Here is a 16,402-nt window from a genome sequence, read left to right on the forward strand (position 1 = left end):
ATACCCCCGTCCCGATTCCCAGTCGGCCACTCGCCACGCGGGGCAAGCAATTGTGACCCACGCCACACCAGCTCTCCATCCCGCCCGTGCCCCCGTTGGCCCGCGCCCGCCCCCGTCCCGTCGATCATGGAGTCGTGGTGGTGGACAAAAGGCTCAAAAATGCGGCAACCGGGCACCACAACTCCATGATCGACGGGGGTCAGCGCGGAGGGCAGCCACGCGATAGCCTGCCGCTCGTGTCCGCCTCCGGTTCCGCGTACGCCGACCTGTTGGGTCTGGTCGCCTTCGGCGAGCTGCTCGCCTTCGAGCGGATGGCGGGCGATGCCCGGCTCGCTCCCGACTTGCGCCGCCGGGCAGCGCTGAACGAGATGGCCGCAGCTGAGATCGCCAACTACCGGCGCCTCGCCGACCGGCTCACCGCGTTGGGCGTACCGCCCGAGGATGCGATGGCGCCCTATGTCGAGCCGTTGCAGGCGTACCACGACTCGACCGAGCCGCGGGACTGGGCGGAGGTGGTCACGAAGGCGTACGTGGGCGACGCGATCACCGACGACTTCGTTCGCGAGATCGCCGACGCGCTGGAGGAACCGGACCGGGCGCTGGTGCTGGACGTCCTGCACGACTCCCGGTACGCGGACTTCGCCGCTGCGGAGATCCGGGTGGCCGTCGCCGACGACCCCCGGGTGGCCGGTCGGCTCTCCATGTGGGCCCGACGGCTGGTGGGTGAGGCGTTGTCCCAGGCCGGCCGTGTCGCCGCCGAGCGGGCCACCCTCACCGCGCTGATCGCACGCGACGGCCGGGTCGACGTGCCAGGGCTGTTCGGCAGGCTCACCACCGCGCACACCGCGCGAATGGCCGCCGCCGGGCTGAACAACTGACCACCCGGCCGGGTTGGCCGGCTCCGGCCTGCGGCAGGCGGGCCGAGTGCCGACCTGCCGCGATGGCCGGACCGGTCAGCGGACGGTGAACCCGACCGCCCGGGGCGACGCCTCGGCGATCTCGACGTAGGCGACCTTCTCGACCGGAACGATGACCCGCCGGCCCTTCTCGTCGGTCAGGGAGAGCGTGCCGCCGTTGCCGGCGAAGGCGTCGGTCACGATCTGCTCGATCTCGGCCGGCGACTGCGCGCTGTCCACTACCAGCTCGCGTGGCGCGTACTGCACGCCGATCTTGACCTCCACTGTGCCTCCTCAACTGGGGCGAGAGAACCGCCCTGCGAAGGCTATCCGATCACGGGCCCGGCGGTCAGGCTGACTCACCTTGCAGCGGGAAGCTCGCGATGCCCCGCCACGACAGCGCGGCCACCAACGCCTCAGCTTCGGCCTTCGGCACCTGTCGGCCGCCGGCCAGCCAGAACTGTGCGGCCGTCTCCGCCGCGCCGACCAGCCCGGAGGCCAGCAGCTCGGCGTGCGCGCGGCTCACCCCGGTGTCGGAGATGATGGTGTCGGTGATCGCCGCGATGCAGCCCTGCTCGACCCGCTCCACCCGCTGCCGCACGGCCGGGTCGTTGCGCAGGTCCGATTCGAAGACGAGCCGGAACGCCTCGCTCTCGTGGTCGACGAAGTCGAAGTACGCCCGTACCGACGCGCTGACCCGCTCCTTGTTGTCGCTGGTACCGCGCATCGCATCCTGCACCTGAGCGACGATGGCGTCACAGTGCGTGTCGAGCAGCGCCAGGTAGAGATCCATCTTTCCGGGAAAGTGTTGGTAGAGCACCGGCTTCGAGACCCCGGCCCGCTCGGCGATGTCGTCCATCGCGGCGGCGTGGTAGCCCTGCGCGACGAACACCTCCTGCGCCGCAGCGAGAAGCTGCTTACGACGCGCGGAGCGAGGCAGGCGGGTGGGCCGGCCAGCGGTCTGTGCACCGTTCCCCGCAGCGGTCATGGGATCCTCCGAGTTCTCCGTACGAGCCGGCATTTTCCCCCCAGACCGGGCGAGGCCCGTGACCTCGGTCGTGGAAATGGCCCGCCGCTGTAACTTATCGCCACTCTCGGCACACGGTAGCCTCAGCGGGGGCGACCAAGGAGCGCGCGGTGAGTGAAACAGGGCAACCCGGAGCCGCCACCCCGGGAGATCACGGTGACGGAGCGGGTCAGCACGACGACCCGAGCCGTTCCGTCAGTGGGTGGGCGCCTCAGGCGGGTGGGTGGCCCCGAGCCGCCGACCACGAGGACGCCCGGGATGAGGCGCCGCGCTGGCAGCCCGACCCCGCGTCGGGCTGGCGGACCTCCTCGACACGGCACGGTGACCTGCCATCGCCGCTGGTGGGGCGGTCGGGCGAGCCGGAGTCGCCGGCCCGCACCAACGGCCACCAGGTCAACGGCGTGCACCACCCGGACGACGTCAACGGCGTCCACCACCCCGGTCTCGAACCGCCCTCGGGGCGCCCCACGCCGGTGAGCGCACCGCCCGGGCTGCCCGAGGAGGGTCGCCTCGGGGCGGCCGGCGACCGGCTCGTGGTGCCCGCCCAACGTCCCGCACCGCCAGCGGAGCAGGGTGCCGTCGAGTCCGACCCGGGCCCCGCCCCACACTCCAGCGCCGATCCGGCTGCCGCGCACCGTGCCCGCTGGGCCGAGCCCGGCTTACCCACCTCGGCCCCGCCGGCCGTCCAGGTGCCACCCGTCGGCACCGCGGCGTCGGGTTTCGAGGTTCCACCCGGTTTCCACGCGCCGATCGCCGAGCGGCTGGCCGCCGACGAGAGTCCGACCGCCCCACGCGACTGGCGGGACCCGCTCGCACCCGAGCCCGCAGCCACCTCGGGACGCAACCCGGGGCCGGCCGCCTCCGCCGACGAGGGCGAGCCCGGTCGCGCTTCCGAGGGTTCCCGCCCGGCAGACACGCATCGCGCCAGCGAGGCGCATCGCACAGGGGACGCGCAGCGTCCCGGCGAAACGCACCGGGCCGGGGAGTCGTCGGCCACCGAGCCCGACTGGTCGGGGCCGAGCTGGAACCGCCCGAGCTGGGGTGGCGGATGGGCCCCGCCCTGGTCCCGCCAGGACGACGAGCCGACTGGCCCGGCTGCACGGGACGAGTCGGCGCCGGACTGGGTCGGCGAACCCCACCAGCCGTACGAGCCGGTGCGCGCCGAGGTGCCCCGTCCGTACGAGCCGGTGCGCGCCGAGGTGCCCCGTCCGTACGAACCCGGCCGGGTCGAATCCGCGTCCACCCCGGAACGTCCCGCCGAACCGACCAGTGGTCCGCCGGCTGACCGTCCGTCGTGGGCGGGTGGCGCGACGCCGACGCCGACCAGTGGTCCGCCGGCTGACCGGCCGTCCTGGGCGGGTTCCGGGGCGACCGGCGGACCCCGGTCCGACCGACCGTCCTGGGCTGGCGGGGCCGATCCCGACCCCACCAACGCATCGCCCGCGCGGCCCTCCTGGGCCGGGGGGTCCGATCCGACGCCGACCAGCCTGCCGCCGGTACGGCCGTCCTGGGCCGGCGGGTCCGAGGCGGCGACCAGTGTGCCGCCGGTACGCCCGTCCTGGGCCGGCGGTTCCGAACCGCCCGCCACCGGCGCGGCGGCGACGCGACCGTCCTGGGCCGGCGGCGCCGATCCGGCACCGGCCAGTTCCCCGCCGACGCGACCCTCCTGGGCCTCCAGCCCCGCATCGGCCGACCCGCCCGTACCGGCCGAGGCGACACCTTCGGCACCCGCCGGACCGCCTCCGGCTCCAGCCGGGCCACCTCCCACGCTGACCGACGCGCCACCGGCTCCGGCAGGCCCGTCGCTGGTGGCGGAGCGCTCGTCCTGGACCAGCGGTTCGCCGACGGCGAGCAGTTCCGGGGCCGAGCGGCCGGACTGGTCCGAGGGCCGGCTCCCGGCCACCCCGGTCGAGCGCCCGTCGTGGCCGGCCAGCCGGTCGGCCAGCACCGGTGGGGGCGACGGAGGCGAGACGCCTGGCCGGTCCCGGCCCGACGTCCGACCGACCGGGCCGTTCCGGCTCCGGCCGGCGACACCCGAGCCCGGCCCGTCGCCCGTCGAGCCGCCCACACCGGCCGCGCCGGTGAACGGCTCGCCATCGACTGACGCCACCCTGCCCTCCACCGCAGCGGTTCCGCCAACCAACCCCAAGGGTTCCGGCCGCCGCGATCAGTCCGCACCGACGTCCGCCTCCGCCTCCGCCTACGCGGCGCGCCGATCCGCTCCCGACCCGACGTCCCCGGCCGACGATGGCCGGCAGTCGGCTGCGAGCGCGGTGGTGCTGCCGCAGCGCGTCCCCGCGGAACCAGACGTGCCCGTCGTGCCGGAGCCGCCAGCCGTGGAGCCACCCGCCGAAACTCCGGAACTCGCCCGCATCGCCACTCACCTGCGCCGGGACGACGAGCCAGCCCCGCTGCGCGAGCGCCCCGAGGGGTTCGATGTCAACGCGATCCTGGACGCCGTCCGGGAGGTGGCCGGTGTCCGCGACGCGGCCCTGCGCCGCACTCCGGCGGGGGCGCACAGTCTGCGACTGGACCTGGCCGACGGTGCCGACCCGGCCGAGGTGAGCCGGCAGGTGGCCCGGCTGCTCCAGGAGCGGATGGGGTTGGCCGCGGCCCCGCAGAACGTGCCCGGCCTGCCCAGCACGCCACCACCACCGGTTCGCCGTCGCGCGGCCGAGCCCGCCGAGCGGCGTACCCCGGAGACTCGAAACGCGGCTTCGCGCGATCCCGGCGAGGTTCGGTCGGCCGAGCCGCCGACGGTCGCCCGCCCGTCAAGCGGTCGGGTCGAGTCCCTGCCGGCCGGGCCGGAGCAGCGGACCGGCACGGACCCGACGCGCCGCCGCCGGTCGAACGCTCCGCACCGGGGGCGCGCCACGGTGGAGGAACCAGGGTCGGTCTCGTCCGCGCCGGCCGGCGCCGCGACCGGTAGCCCGGCGACGCTGGGCACGTCGTACTCCGGTGGTCAGGTGACCACGACGGAGTCGGCGCCGTCGCGACCGCTGGAGACCGGCGGTACGCCGGGGCCCCGGGTGGTGATCGACCACGTGCAGGTCAGCACCTTCGGCCTGGACGCGAACGTGGAGGTCCGGCTGCTGGCCGGGGGCGACAGCGCCTCCGGGTACGCCACCGGGCCGGCGGTGGACGGCTACGTGTTGCGGCTCTGCGCGGTGGCGGCGGCGGCCGCTGTGGACGAGTTGCTGCGCGGTGCCGAGAACGCCGAGCGGGGGCGCTGTTTCGTCGAGCACGCCGCTGTGGTGCCCTTCGGCAATTGCGAGGTGGCCACCGTTGTGGCGCTGCTGGTCTGTGAGGGCTGGGTCGAGCAGCTCGCCGGGTCGGCCCTGGTCGCGGGTGATCCGCGTCAGGCGGTGGTCCGGGCGACGCTGGCGGCGGTCAACCGTCGGCTTGAGGCGCTGCTGTCCTGAGTGGTTCGAGGCAGACTGGAGCAATGAGACGCGCCACCCTCTGGCCGGACCACCTGCTCCCCGACGACCGCGTTCCGCCGCCATGGCCGGGCCGGGAGGTCCGCCTCGACGGCCGGGTCACGTACGTCCGGGACACCCCCGCCACCGCTGCCGGGGCGGAGCCGGCGTTGTACGTGCACGGGTTGGGCGGGTCGTCGCAGAACTGGACCGACCTGGCCGGTCTGCTCGCCGACCGGCTGGACGGTCAGGCCATCGACCTGCCCGGCTTCGGCCGGAGCGAGCCGGGCCCGAGCTACACGATTCCGGCCTTCGCGAATCTGGTCGTCCGCTGGATCGAGCAAACCGGTCGAGGGCCGGTGCACCTGTTCGGCAATTCGCTGGGCGGCGCGGTCGCGGTCCAGGTCGCCGCGCTCCGGCCGGATCTGGTCCGCACCCTCACCCTGATCTCCCCGGCGCTGCCGTTCCTGGATTTCCGGCGCTCGTTGCAGGGGCGGATGCTGCCGGTGCTCGCCATTCCCCGAGGTGAGCGGCTGGTCGCCCGGCATCTCACCCAGCTTGCCCCCGAGGTGATGGCCCAGCAGGTGCTGGAGGCGTGCGTCGCCGACCTCAGCCGGATCTGCGATCAGCGCCGGGCAGAGGCGCTGGAGGAGATCCGGGTGCGGTACGAGGCTGAGCACTACGCCGCCGCGTACGTCCGGACGTTCCGTGGGCTGGTCTCCAGCTTCCTGCGGGCGTACCTGCGGGGGCCGGGGTCGCTGTGGCGCCTGGCCGAGGCGGTACGCGCACCGACCCTTGTGGTGGGTGGTCTGCAGGACCGTCTGGTCGACGTGCGGGTCGGGCCGCAGACCGCCCGGCTCATTCCGGACAGCCGATTGATGATGCTCGAGGGCGTCGGCCATGTGGCGCAGTTGGAGGTTCCCCGGCTGGTCGCCCGCGCGGTGGTCGGCCTGCTCACCGAAACGGGGGACGCCGCGGGGCGGTCTGATCTGGCAGGCTGACCTGGATGCTCAGCTCAGCGCGCCATTCTGCTCGCCGTCGGCGACGTTTCGCGCTGGTCGCCCAACTGGTGGCGGTGGTGGTGGCCGTCGGCGCGGCGGTGACCGTGATCGCTGAAGGGCCGGGTGGACATCCGGGCGCTGAGCGGTTGGCCGCCGAGGAGATTAGCGCGCCGCCGCCGCTGGTGGCCGGGCCGCTGCCGCCCGCCCCTTCGCCCTCCGGCGCGGTCACGCCGAGCCCGCCCCCGGTCACGCCGAGCCCGCCCCCGGTGTTGCGGGTGCCGGGCGCGGTTCCGAGCGCCGGCACGGGCGGGTTCGGCTACGACGCCCGTTCCGGCCCGGTGCTGGGTCGGGCGGGTGAGCTGCGGCGTTACCGGGTCGCTGTGGAGTCGGGCAGTGCGGAGGACGTCACAGAGTTCGCCGAGGCGGTGGAGGCGGCGCTGGCCGGGCCGGGCAGTTGGGTCGACAGCGGCAGGTTGCGGCTCCAGCAGGTGCCGGGGGCTGGGCCTCGGGACTTCACCGTCTACCTGGCCACCGCCCGCACCGCGGGTCGGATGTGCGCGAAGGGTGGGGTCGACATCCGGATCGGCGGCCGCCCGTACACGTCCTGCCGGGCGCCCGGCCAGGTGATCATCAACCTGGATCGGTGGCGGTTGTCAGTGCCGCATTTCGTCTCGGCCGGCGTGCCGTTGACGGTCTACCGGACGTACGTGGTCAACCACGAGGTGGGTCACCAGCTCGGGCATCGGCACGAGCGCTGCCCCGGCAAGGGCCGGCAGGCTCCGGTGATGATGCAGCAGACGCTGTTCCTCGACGGCTGCCGGGTCAACCCCTGGCCATACCTGAACGGGCGTCGGTACACGGGCCCCGCCCTCTGAGTACGACACGCCGACCATTGACCCCTCCATCAGGCGTCTTGCGGCAATAGCGGCGAAAACGGAGAAATGCCCGAATAATCTGGCAGGCTTGATCCTATGACGCCGTCGTCCCCTTACGGCCCGCCCCGGCCGCCCGAGCCCAGCTCGGCGTTGCGGGATGCGCGTCCCGCGTTCGTCCGGATGCACCGGCGTCGTCGTCGCAGCATGCTGCTCGGTCTCCTCGTGCTCGCAGGCGCCATCGGGGTGACTGTGAGCCGGGGCGGCGAACCGTCGGTCGAGCCTCCGGCCACCACGCAGGGCGGAATGGGCCACGGAGGTGGGGCGGCCGCGCACCCGGCGCCCACCGGCTATCCGTCGGTCGGAGCGGGACGCTTCACGGCAGCCGACGGCGAGACACCGGTGTACGGCACGGACGGGCCGCTGCACCGATACCGGGTCGTCGTGGAACGCGGCGCCGGCCAGGACGCCGACGTGTTCGCCTCCCGAGTTGACGAGGTGCTGACCGACCCGCGCAGTTGGATCGCGTCCGAGGAACTGCGGGTGCAACGGGTGGCCGACGCCGGGGCCGCCGACTTCACCATCTACCTGGCCACCCCGGTCACGTCCGAGCGGATGTGCGCCGAGGGCGGGTTGACCACCGAGCGCTACACCTCCTGTCGCCTGCCCGGTCAGGTCATCATCAACCTGGCCCGCTGGATGGAGGCGGTCCCCGACTACGGCGCCCCGCTGGACACCTACCGGACCTACGTCATCAACCACGAGGTGGGCCACGAGTTCGGCAAGGAGCACGAGGCGTGTCCGGGCCCGGGGGAGCCCGCCCCGGTGATGCAGCAGCAGACGTACGGGCTGCAGGGCTGCGTCGCCAACGCCTGGCCGTACCTCGACGGTCGTCGCTACGCGGGGGACATCGTCCCCTGATCCGCCGGGTCGTCGGTTATTCCCGCTCCCGCATACCGGACCACGTGTCGTCCCTCATGGCCGAGGAGGGCTCCCGCGAGCAACAATGGCGCGGTTCACACCGCCGATCCCGGGGAGTCCACCGTGTCGTTGCCCCCGCTCGTCGAGCCCGCCGCCGAGCTGACCGTAGACGAGATCCGCCGCTACTCACGCCATTTGATCATCCCGGACGTCGGGGTGACCGGCCAGAAGCGGCTGAAGAACGCCCGGGTGCTCTGTGTCGGCGCCGGTGGCCTCGGGTCGCCCGCCCTGTTGTACCTCGCCGCGGCCGGGGTCGGCACGCTCGGCATCATCGACTTCGACACCGTCGACGAGTCGAACCTCCAGCGCCAGGTCATCCACGGCGTCTCCGACATCGGCCGGTCCAAGGCCGAGTCGGCCGCCGCGTCGATCCGCGAGATCAACCCCCTGGTCAAGGTGGAGATCCACAACACCGCGCTGGACCGCGAGAACGTCCGCGAGATCTTCGCCCAGTACGACCTGATCGTCGACGGCACCGACAACTTCGCCACCCGCTACATGGTGAACGACGCGGCGGTGCTGCTGGGTAAGCCGTACGTCTGGGGCTCGATCTACCGCTTCGACGGCCAGGCGTCGGTGTTCTGGGCCGAGCACGGCCCCTGCTACCGCTGCCTCTACCCGGAGCCGCCGCCGCCCGGCATGGTTCCCTCCTGCGCCGAGGGCGGCGTGCTCGGCGTGCTCTGCGCATCGATCGGTTCGATCCAGGTGAACGAGGCGATCAAGCTGCTCACCGGCATCGGTGAGCCGCTGGTCGGCCGCCTGATGGTCTACGACGCCCTGGAGATGGAATACCGCAAGATCAAGGTCCGCAAGGACCCGAACTGCGCGCTCTGCGGCGACAACCCGACGGTCACCGACCTGCTCGAAGACTACGAGGACTTCTGCGGCGCGGTCTCCGAGGAGGCCCAGGAGGCGACGCTCGACTCGACCATCACCGCACTGGAGCTCAAGGAGTGGCAGGACGCCGGCAAGGACATCTTCCTCGTCGACGTACGCGAGCCGGCCGAGTACGAGATCGTCCAGATCCCCGGCGCCACCCTGATCCCCAAGGGCGACATCATCTCCGGTGAGGCCCTCGCGAAGCTGCCACAGGACCGCCAGATCGTGCTGCACTGCAAGTCGGGCGTCCGCTCGGCGGAGGCGCTCGCCGCGCTCAAGGCAGCCGGTTTCAAGGACGCCGTGCACGTGCAGGGCGGCGTGCTCTCCTGGATCAAGCAGATCGACCCGTCGCTGCCCGCGTACTGACCGATCGAGCCGGGGCGGCCCTGGCGCGGCCACGCCGCCGCGCCGGGGCGGCCCGCGCGACCGCCCCGGCAAATCGACGCAGATGACGCCGAGCGGCCGTCCGGCCGGAGCGACGCAGCCATCCCGGGCTGGCCGATTCTCCGAGGCGGCATCGCGTCTGCGCAGGTAGCGTCTCCGCCGTGGTCGACTTGGAAGCCGCGATCGGGTTCGTCGTGGCGCACGGGGATGCGGTGGAACGCGCCCGCCTCTCCTGGCTCCGCAACGGCACCGCCGTGCCCGCCGAGTTGCTGGAGACGGCCGAGGTGGGCCAGTCACCGGACGGCGGTTGGCCGGCCACCTGGGGTGGCGAGGTCGCCTCGATCGACGCCACCTGCTTCCGGCTCGTCGAGCTTGACGACCTGGGGGCGCTCGGCCGTCCCGCCGCCCGCCGCGCACTGGACTGGCTGGCGTCCCGGCAGCAGGCCGACGGCGGTTGGGAAGAGGACGCGTCGCTGGCCGACTCGGCGCCGGAGTGGGCCCGTCCCGGCGACCCGGAGGCCGGGTTCCTCGTGTCGGCCAACGCCGGCTTCTGGCTCACCGTCGCCGGGCTGGACGCCCGGGCGTCGGGTCCGCTCGACCACCGGGTCGGTGGGGCGTACGCCGGGGTGGTGCAGGCGGCGGCCCACTCGCTCGCCGCGCGGCTGCGCCCGGACGGTAGCTGGCCGTCGTACCTCGCGGCGGGCTGGCTGAGCGCGGCCGTGCTGCACCGGCAGGAGATGTTCCAGGAGTCCGCCCGGATCCAGGTGGCGCTCGCCGAGCGGATGCCGAAGATGTCCCCCGGGGACGTGGCGTGGCTGGCGGCCACGTTGCGCCGCGCCGGCGTCGACCCACAGGACTGGATCATGGTGCGGGCGCTGCGTCGGCTGGCCGAGACCCAGCGCAGCGACGGCGGCTGGGAGAGCGACGACGGCCACCAGTTCGACGTGCACGCCACGCTGGCCGCGATCCGGGCGGCCCGCCCCGCGCCACCCCGCTGAGCCGCCCGCGCCATGGCCCCGCCCCGGCCGGGCCATGGCCCCGCCCCGGCCCCGCCCCGGCCCTCCAACCTCGGCGATCTTGCAGTTTCTGTCGCGGATTTGCGCATAAATGCCCCTTATGCCGGGACAGTAACTGCAAGATCGCGGGAGAGGGCGGGCGGCGCGGGCGCGGGAGGGCGAGGGTAGGGGCTTTAGCGCACGTGACCGTCGCCGGTGACGACGTACTTGGTGCTGGTCAGCTCGGGCAGGCCCATCGGGCCGCGAGCGTGCAGCTTCTGGGTGGAGATGCCGATCTCCGCACCGAAGCCGAACTCGCCGCCGTCGGTGAACCGGGTCGACGCGTTCACCATCACCGCCGCCGCGTCCACCCGCGCGACGAAGTCACGGGCCGCGCTCGCCGAGTCGGTGACGATCGCCTCGGTGTGGCCGGTGCCGAAGCGGCGGATGTGCGCGACCGCCGCGTCCAGCGAGTCCACCACCGCCACCGAGATGTCGGCGGACAGGTACTCGGTGGCGTAGTCCTCCTCGGTGGCCGGGACCACTGCGGCGGAGTGGGCGGCCACCTCGGGTGAGCCGTGCACTGTCACCCCCGCCTCGGCGAACGCGGCCAGCACCAGCGGCAGGAACGCGTCGGCGATGCTCGCGTGCACCAGCAGCGACTCGGCCGTGTTGCAGGTGGACAGGCGTTGCGTCTTGGCGTTCAGCGTCACCGCGACGGCCTTCGCCAGGTCGGCGGCGGCGTCGACGTAGACGTGGCAGTTGCCCACCCCGGTCTCGATCACCGGCACTGTCGACTCCTCGACCACTGTGCGGATCAGCGACGCGCCACCGCGCGGGATGAGCACGTCGACGAGACCCCGGGCGCGCATCAGCTCCTTGACCGAGTCACGGGAGCTGGCGTCGAGCAACTGCACCGCGTCGGCGGGCAGACCGGCCCCGGCGACGGCGTCACGCAGCACCGCGACCAGCGCGGCGTTCGAGTGCGCGGCCGACGACGACCCGCGCAGCAGCGCCGCGTTGCCGGACTTGAGGCAGATCCCGGCGGCGTCCACAGTCACGTTGGGCCGCGCCTCGTAGATGATGCCGACCACCCCGAACGGCACCCGGATCTGGCGCAGCTCCAGGCCGTTGGGCAGGGTGGACCCGCGGACCACCTCGCCGACCGGGTCGGGCAACGCGGCCATCTCACGCAGCGCGTCGGCGATCCCGGCGACCCGACCCGCGTCGAGCGCGAGCCGGTCCAGCACGGCCGCGCTCAGCCCGGCCTCACGGCCGGCCGCCAGGTCCGTCTCGTTCGCGCTCAGGATCTCCGGGGTACGCGCCACGAGCGCGTCGGCCATCGCCACCAGCGCCGCGTCCTTGACGGTACGGGTGGCAGTGGCCAGGTCGGCGGCGGCGTCCCGCGCCCGCTTCGCCTGCTCGACGACGCTCATCGACTACTCCTCAGCTGGCAGTTGGCTTACAGCAGCACCAGGTCGTCGCGGTGGACGACCTCTCGTTCGTACGCCGGGCCGAGCGCCGCGGCGAGTTCGGACGTGGAGCGGCCGAGCAGCCCGGGTAGCTCCACCGCGTCGTAGTTGACCAACCCTCGGGCGACCGGCGCGCCCGCGGTGTCCACCAGGTCCACCGGGTCGCCGGCGGTGAACGTGCCGTCCACGGCGGTGATGCCGGCCGGGAGCAGCGACTTGCGCCGCCCGACGACGGCGGCGACCGCGCCCGGGTCGAGGTGCAGCCGGCCCCGGGGTGAGGTGGCGTGGGCCAGCCAGAACAACCGGGCCGTTGGGCGTTGCCGCTGCGGGTGGAAGAGCGTGCCGACCGGTTCGCCGGCCAGCGCGGGCGTGGCCAGGTCGGCGGCGGTGAGCACCACCGGGATGCCGAAGCCGGTGGCGATCCGCGCGGCCTCGACCTTTGTCACCATGCCACCGGTGCCGACGCCGGACCGGCCGGTCCCGCCGATGGTGATGCCGGCGAGGTCCGTGTCGTCGCGCACCTCGGGGATCCGGGTCGAGCGCGGGTTGGTGGGGTCGCCGGTCCAGAGCGCGTCCACGTCGGAGAGGAGCACCAGCAGGTCGGCGTGCACCAGCGCGGCCACCAGGGCGGCCAGCCGGTCGTTGTCGCCGAAGCGGATCTCCTGGGTGGCCACCGTGTCGTTCTCGTTGACGATCGGCACCGCCCGCAGGTCGAGCAGCTTGCGCAGCGTCCGGTACGCGTTGCGGTAGTGGGCTCGCCGGGTCACGTCGTCGACGGTGAGCAGCACCTGCCCGACGGTGCGGCCGTGCCGGGCGAAGCTGGCCGCGTACCGGCCGATCAGCAGCCCCTGCCCGACGCTGGCGGCGGCCTGCTGGGTGGCCAGGTCGCGCGGGCGTCGGGACAGCCCGAGCGGGGCGAGCCCGGCGGCGATGGCGCCGGAGGAGACCAGCACCACCTCGCGCCCCTCGGCGGTGAGTCGACCGAGGGTGTCGACCAGCGTGTCGACGCGCTCGTCGGCCAGCCCGCCGGTGGCGGTGGTCAACGAGGAGGATCCGATCTTGACGACGACCCGCCGGGCCGTCGTGACTGCGTCTCGCACCCGACCATTCTGCGTGGTCACCGCCGCACCGCCCGGCGGCGTTCCCATATCGTGGCGGATTGTGACTCCAGACGAGTACGTCGAGGCGGTTCTCGACCTGGTCGAGCGGATCCCGGAGGGCCGGGTCATGTCGTACGGCGCGGTGGCGGACGCGCTGTCCGAGCGCTCGGGCCGCGCCTCGGCCCGGTTGGTCGGCAGCATCATGGCCCGGCACGGGGGCTCGGTGCCCTGGCATCGGGTGGTGACCGCGAGTGGTCGACTGCCGCCGGGGCACGAGCGGGAGGCGCGGTCCCGACTGCGGGCCGAGGGGGTGCCGCTGCGCGGCGAGGGTGTGGACATCGCGGCGGCGGGCTGGTCGCCCGATGAGGGGATGTGACCCCCGACTGAACGTGAGTAATGTTCGGCCCCATGAAAACGCCGCCGGGCCCCGGCTCGCTGCCTCGACGGGTGCACGCCGGCTACGCGCTCGGCTCCCTGGCGACCGGAGCGTTCGGCACCGTGCCCGGTCTGCTGCTTCTGCCGTACCTGACCGACACGCTGGGCGTGGCCGCCGGGCTGGCCGCGCTGCTGGTGCTGTTGCCCAAGGCCTGGGACGTGCTGGTCAACCCGGTCGCCGGGCGGATCTCCGACCGCACCCGGTCGCGGTGGGGCGCCCGCCGGCCGTACCTGCTCGTCGCCGGCCTCGCGCTCGCCGTCCTGTTCGCGTCGATCTTCGCCGCGCCGTTCGGTAACGGCTCGGGCGCTGCGGCGTACGTGGCGTTCGCCTTCCTCGCCACCGCCACCGCGTTCGCCTTCTTTCAGGTGCCGTACGTGGCGATGCCGGCGGAGCTGACCGGCGACTACGCCGAGCGAACCCGGTTGATGACCTGGCGGATCGCGGTGCTGGCGCTGGCCATCCTGGTCTCCGGCGCGGTCGCGCCGCTGGTGGTCAGCGCCGGTGGTGACGGCGTGGCCGGGCACCGCTGGATGGGCCTGTTCGTGGCGGTGCTGATCGCCCTCGGCGCCCTCGGCGCGTTCCTGGGCACCCGGTCCGCGCCGACCGGCACCGTGGGCGAGAGCGAGCCGACGCTGCGCGCCCAGCTCGCCGTGGCCGGCGCCAACCGTCCGTTCCGGGCACTGCTGATCTGCTTCGTGGTGCAGTCCGCCGGGGTGGCGACGATCCTGGCCGGGGTCAACTACTTCGCGGGGCAGATCCTGCGCGACGAGGAGAGCGGGCCGACCCTGCTCTTCGTCTGCTTCGTCGGGCCGGCGCTGCTGGTGATGCCGGTCTGGAGCCGGATCGGTGCCCGGCTGGGCAAGCGCACCGCCCTGGTGGTCGCCTCGCTGATCCTTGCCGTCGGGGCCTTCGCCCTGGTCGCTGCGCCGGTGCTGCCGGCGGTCGCCATCTATCTCCTGGTCGCGCTGATCGGCGTGGGGTACGCCGGACAGCAGGTCTTCGCGTTGGCGATGTTGCCGGACTGCATCGCGCACGAGACGGCGCGCACCGGCCGACGGCAGGCGGGCGTCTTCACCGGGCTGTGGACCGCCGGTGAGACCTTCGGCCTGGCGCTCGGCCCGGGCATCTACGGACTGGTGCTCCAGCTCTCCGGCTACGTGTCCTCCGACACCGGCTCGGCGGCGGCCCAGTCCGACACGGCGAGGCTGGGCGTCCTCCTCGGCTTCACGCTGATCCCGGCCCTGCTGATCGCCCCGCCGATCCTCCTGCTCCGCCAGTACACCCTCACCGCCCACAGCGACCTGGTCGATCATGGAGTTGTGCTGGGGGACGAGAGCGTTGACCGCCACGAGAAGGGCACCGTTACCCCATGATCGACGAGAGCAGGGTTGAGGCCGGAGCACTGTCCGCCACCGGGGTTCCGGCGGAAGAGGTTCTGGAAGAGGTGCGCAAACTGCGGGCGGGTGACGCGCCCACCCACGGGGGACGGCTGTTCGCCTACGTCTACGACCCGGCCGTCCCAGGGCTGGACGAGCTGGCCGCCGCCGCCCACCGGGAGAGCGCGCACGTCAACGGGTTGGACCCGACCGCGTTCCCGTCCCTGCTGGCCATGGAGAACGCGCTTGTCGGCGCCGCCGGCCGGGTGCTGGGCGCCGGCCCCGGCACCACCGCCCCGGACGTCGTCGGCAGCGTCACCAGCGGCGGCACCGAGTCACTGATCCTCGCCGTCAAGACCGCCCGGGACGCCCACCCGGAGATCTCCGAACCCCGGATCGTGGTGCCGTCGAGCGCACACGCGGCATTCGCCAAGGCGGCGCACTACCTGCGGGTGGCGCTGGACGTCGTGCCCGTCTCCCCGGAGACGCTGCGTCCCGACCCGGCCGCGATGGCCGCCGCGATCCGCCCGGAGACGGTGCTGGTCGCCTGCTCCGCGCCGTCGTACGCGCACGGGGTGGTGGACCCGGTCACGCAGATCGCGGCCGCCGCGGCCGAGGCCGGGGTGCGCTGCCACGTGGACGCCTGCTTCGGCGGCTGGACCCTGCCGTACCTGCGTCGGCTCGGGGAGCCGGTGCCGCCGTTCGACTTCGCGGTGCCCGGGGTCACCTCCATCTCGGTCGACCTGCACAAGTACGCGTACGCGCCGAAGGGCGTGTCGGTGCTGCTGCACCGCGATGCCACGCTGCGCGCCCCGCAGTACTTCGCGTACGCCGACTGGCCCGGCTACACCATGATCAATCCGGTGATCGCGTCCACCCGCTCGGGCGGCCCGATCGCCGCCGCGTACGCCACGTTGCGGCACCTCGGCGACGAGGGTTACCTGCGGCTGACCGCCCTCACCCGGGACGCGGTGGCCGGGCTGGCCGACGCGGTCCGCGCCGTCGACGGGCTGCGGCTGATGGCCGAGCCGGAGTCGACAGTCGTCTGCTTCACCGCCACCGACGGTGGCCCCGACCTGTTCGTCCTGGTCGACGAGCTGACCGCGCGGGGCTGGCACACCCAACCCCAGCTGTCGTACGACGGCCTGCCCGCCAGCGTGCACCTCACGGTGACCGCCGCTGTCGCGCCCCGGGTCGCCGAGTTCGGGCCGGACCTGACCGCCGCGGTGGCCGCAGCCAGGGCCGCCGGCCCGGTGCGGCTGCCCGCCGAGCTGGCGGCACTGGTCGGCGCGCTGACCCCCGAGGCGCTGACCCCGGACCTGATCATCGGTCTGGCCGCCGGGCTGGGCCTGGGTGGCGAGGAGGGGTCGGACGCGGGACCGCTGCCGGAGCGGATGGCACTGGTGAACACACTGCTCGACGCCGCGCCATCGGCGCTGCGCGAGCGGTTGCTCGTGGAATTCGTCAGTCTGCTGCAACGCCCCAGTTGGGCGCCGAGCTGACCGTGCGGCTACCGGGCCGGCGGAGAGGTTACGCCGGGCCCGGAGCCGCGGGGGGAAGTGAG

General features: G+C 73.5%; 13 protein-coding genes and 1 pseudogene. 10 read left to right on the forward strand and 4 right to left on the reverse strand.

Features of this window, described 5'->3' with window-relative positions; all coding sequences use genetic code 11:
* Positions 1-236: 236 nt before the first annotated feature.
* Complete coding sequence (locus AB0B48_RS14250; protein WP_238689107.1) at positions 237-878, forward strand: ferritin-like fold-containing protein; 642 nt, start codon at positions 237-239, stop codon at positions 876-878.
* 75 nt (positions 879-953) lie between these two features.
* Here AB0B48_RS14250 and AB0B48_RS14255 read toward each other — a convergent pair whose 3' ends face one another.
* A complete protein-coding gene (locus AB0B48_RS14255) occupies positions 954-1,181 on the reverse strand; it encodes a DUF3107 domain-containing protein (RefSeq protein ID WP_179781071.1) in 228 nt (75 codons plus the stop codon).
* Positions 1,182-1,245: 64 nt separating this feature from the next.
* A complete protein-coding gene (locus AB0B48_RS14260; RefSeq protein ID WP_030489514.1) occupies positions 1,246-1,884 on the reverse strand; it encodes a TetR/AcrR family transcriptional regulator in 639 nt (212 codons plus the stop codon).
* Positions 1,885-3,122: 1,238 nt separating this feature from the next.
* Between AB0B48_RS14260 and AB0B48_RS14265 the strand changes: the two genes are divergently transcribed.
* From AB0B48_RS14265 to AB0B48_RS14290, 6 genes and pseudogenes are all read left to right on the forward strand, one after another.
* Complete coding sequence (locus AB0B48_RS14265) at positions 3,123-5,345, forward strand: hypothetical protein (RefSeq protein ID WP_357200784.1); 2,223 nt, start codon at positions 3,123-3,125, stop codon at positions 5,343-5,345.
* A 23-nt stretch (positions 5,346-5,368) separates the two neighbouring features.
* The gene (locus tag AB0B48_RS14270) at positions 5,369-6,343 is read left to right on the forward strand and encodes an alpha/beta hydrolase (protein WP_357200757.1); all 975 of its coding nucleotides are present in this window, start codon (positions 5,369-5,371) and stop codon (positions 6,341-6,343) included.
* 5 nt (positions 6,344-6,348) lie between these two features.
* Positions 6,349-7,218: a DUF3152 domain-containing protein gene (locus AB0B48_RS14275; RefSeq protein WP_357200760.1), complete on the forward strand. Its 870-nt coding sequence runs from the start codon at positions 6,349-6,351 to the stop codon at positions 7,216-7,218.
* Between the two features lie 96 nt (positions 7,219-7,314).
* The gene (locus AB0B48_RS14280) at positions 7,315-8,136 is read left to right on the forward strand and encodes a DUF3152 domain-containing protein (RefSeq protein WP_357200763.1); all 822 of its coding nucleotides are present in this window, start codon (positions 7,315-7,317) and stop codon (positions 8,134-8,136) included.
* 56 nt (positions 8,137-8,192) lie between these two features.
* Positions 8,193-9,441: pseudogene (gene moeZ / locus AB0B48_RS14285) on the forward strand (adenylyltransferase/sulfurtransferase MoeZ).
* 179 nt (positions 9,442-9,620) lie between these two features.
* Positions 9,621-10,457 (forward strand): prenyltransferase/squalene oxidase repeat-containing protein, encoded by an 837-nt coding sequence (locus tag AB0B48_RS14290; RefSeq protein WP_357200766.1) that lies wholly within the window; start codon positions 9,621-9,623, stop codon positions 10,455-10,457.
* A 191-nt stretch (positions 10,458-10,648) separates the two neighbouring features.
* On the opposite strand, the gene AB0B48_RS14295 is transcribed toward AB0B48_RS14290, so the two are convergent.
* Both AB0B48_RS14295 and proB read right to left on the reverse strand, forming a co-directional pair.
* Positions 10,649-11,890: a glutamate-5-semialdehyde dehydrogenase gene (locus AB0B48_RS14295; RefSeq protein WP_357200769.1), complete on the reverse strand. Its 1,242-nt coding sequence runs from the start codon at positions 11,888-11,890 to the stop codon at positions 10,649-10,651.
* 26 nt (positions 11,891-11,916) lie between these two features.
* Entirely contained in the window at positions 11,917-13,074 is a 1,158-nt protein-coding gene (gene proB / locus AB0B48_RS14300) for a glutamate 5-kinase (RefSeq protein ID WP_357200772.1), read from the reverse strand.
* 13 nt (positions 13,075-13,087) lie between these two features.
* On the opposite strand from proB, the gene AB0B48_RS14305 reads away from it, so the two are divergent.
* Genes AB0B48_RS14305 through AB0B48_RS14315 form a run of 3 tightly spaced genes read left to right on the forward strand, consistent with a single transcriptional unit; the run spans position 13,088 to position 16,340 of the window.
* The gene (locus AB0B48_RS14305; protein ID WP_357200775.1) at positions 13,088-13,402 is read left to right on the forward strand and encodes an MGMT family protein; all 315 of its coding nucleotides are present in this window, start codon (positions 13,088-13,090) and stop codon (positions 13,400-13,402) included.
* A 32-nt stretch (positions 13,403-13,434) separates the two neighbouring features.
* Positions 13,435-14,835: an MFS transporter gene (locus tag AB0B48_RS14310; protein ID WP_357200778.1), complete on the forward strand. Its 1,401-nt coding sequence runs from the start codon at positions 13,435-13,437 to the stop codon at positions 14,833-14,835.
* Complete coding sequence (locus AB0B48_RS14315; protein ID WP_357200781.1) at positions 14,832-16,340, forward strand: aminotransferase class V-fold PLP-dependent enzyme; 1,509 nt, start codon at positions 14,832-14,834, stop codon at positions 16,338-16,340. The genes AB0B48_RS14310 and AB0B48_RS14315 overlap by 4 nt, the downstream gene beginning before the upstream one ends.
* Positions 16,341-16,402: the final 62 nt, after the last annotated feature.

This window comes from Micromonospora sp. NPDC049089, assembly GCF_040648775.1.
Lineage (GTDB): Bacteria > Actinomycetota > Actinomycetes > Mycobacteriales > Micromonosporaceae > Micromonospora.

Bases quoted from the DNA above. Each gene is read 5' to 3' on its own strand.
- AB0B48_RS14275 (WP_357200760.1), top strand. From the start codon at position 6,349: ATGCTCAGCTCAGCGCGCCATTCTGCTCGCCGTCGGCGACGTTTCGCG.
- AB0B48_RS14270 (WP_357200757.1), top strand. From the start codon at position 5,369: ATGAGACGCGCCACCCTCTGGCCGGACCACCTGCTCCCCGACGACCGC.
- proB (WP_357200772.1), bottom strand. From the start codon at position 13,074: ATGGGAACGCCGCCGGGCGGTGCGGCGGTGACCACGCAGAATGGTCGG.
- AB0B48_RS14295 (WP_357200769.1), bottom strand. From the start codon at position 11,890: ATGAGCGTCGTCGAGCAGGCGAAGCGGGCGCGGGACGCCGCCGCCGAC.
- AB0B48_RS14260 (WP_030489514.1), bottom strand. From the start codon at position 1,884: ATGACCGCTGCGGGGAACGGTGCACAGACCGCTGGCCGGCCCACCCGC.
- AB0B48_RS14315 (WP_357200781.1), top strand. From the start codon at position 14,832: ATGATCGACGAGAGCAGGGTTGAGGCCGGAGCACTGTCCGCCACCGGG.
- AB0B48_RS14280 (WP_357200763.1), top strand. From the start codon at position 7,315: ATGACGCCGTCGTCCCCTTACGGCCCGCCCCGGCCGCCCGAGCCCAGC.
- AB0B48_RS14310 (WP_357200778.1), top strand. From the start codon at position 13,435: ATGAAAACGCCGCCGGGCCCCGGCTCGCTGCCTCGACGGGTGCACGCC.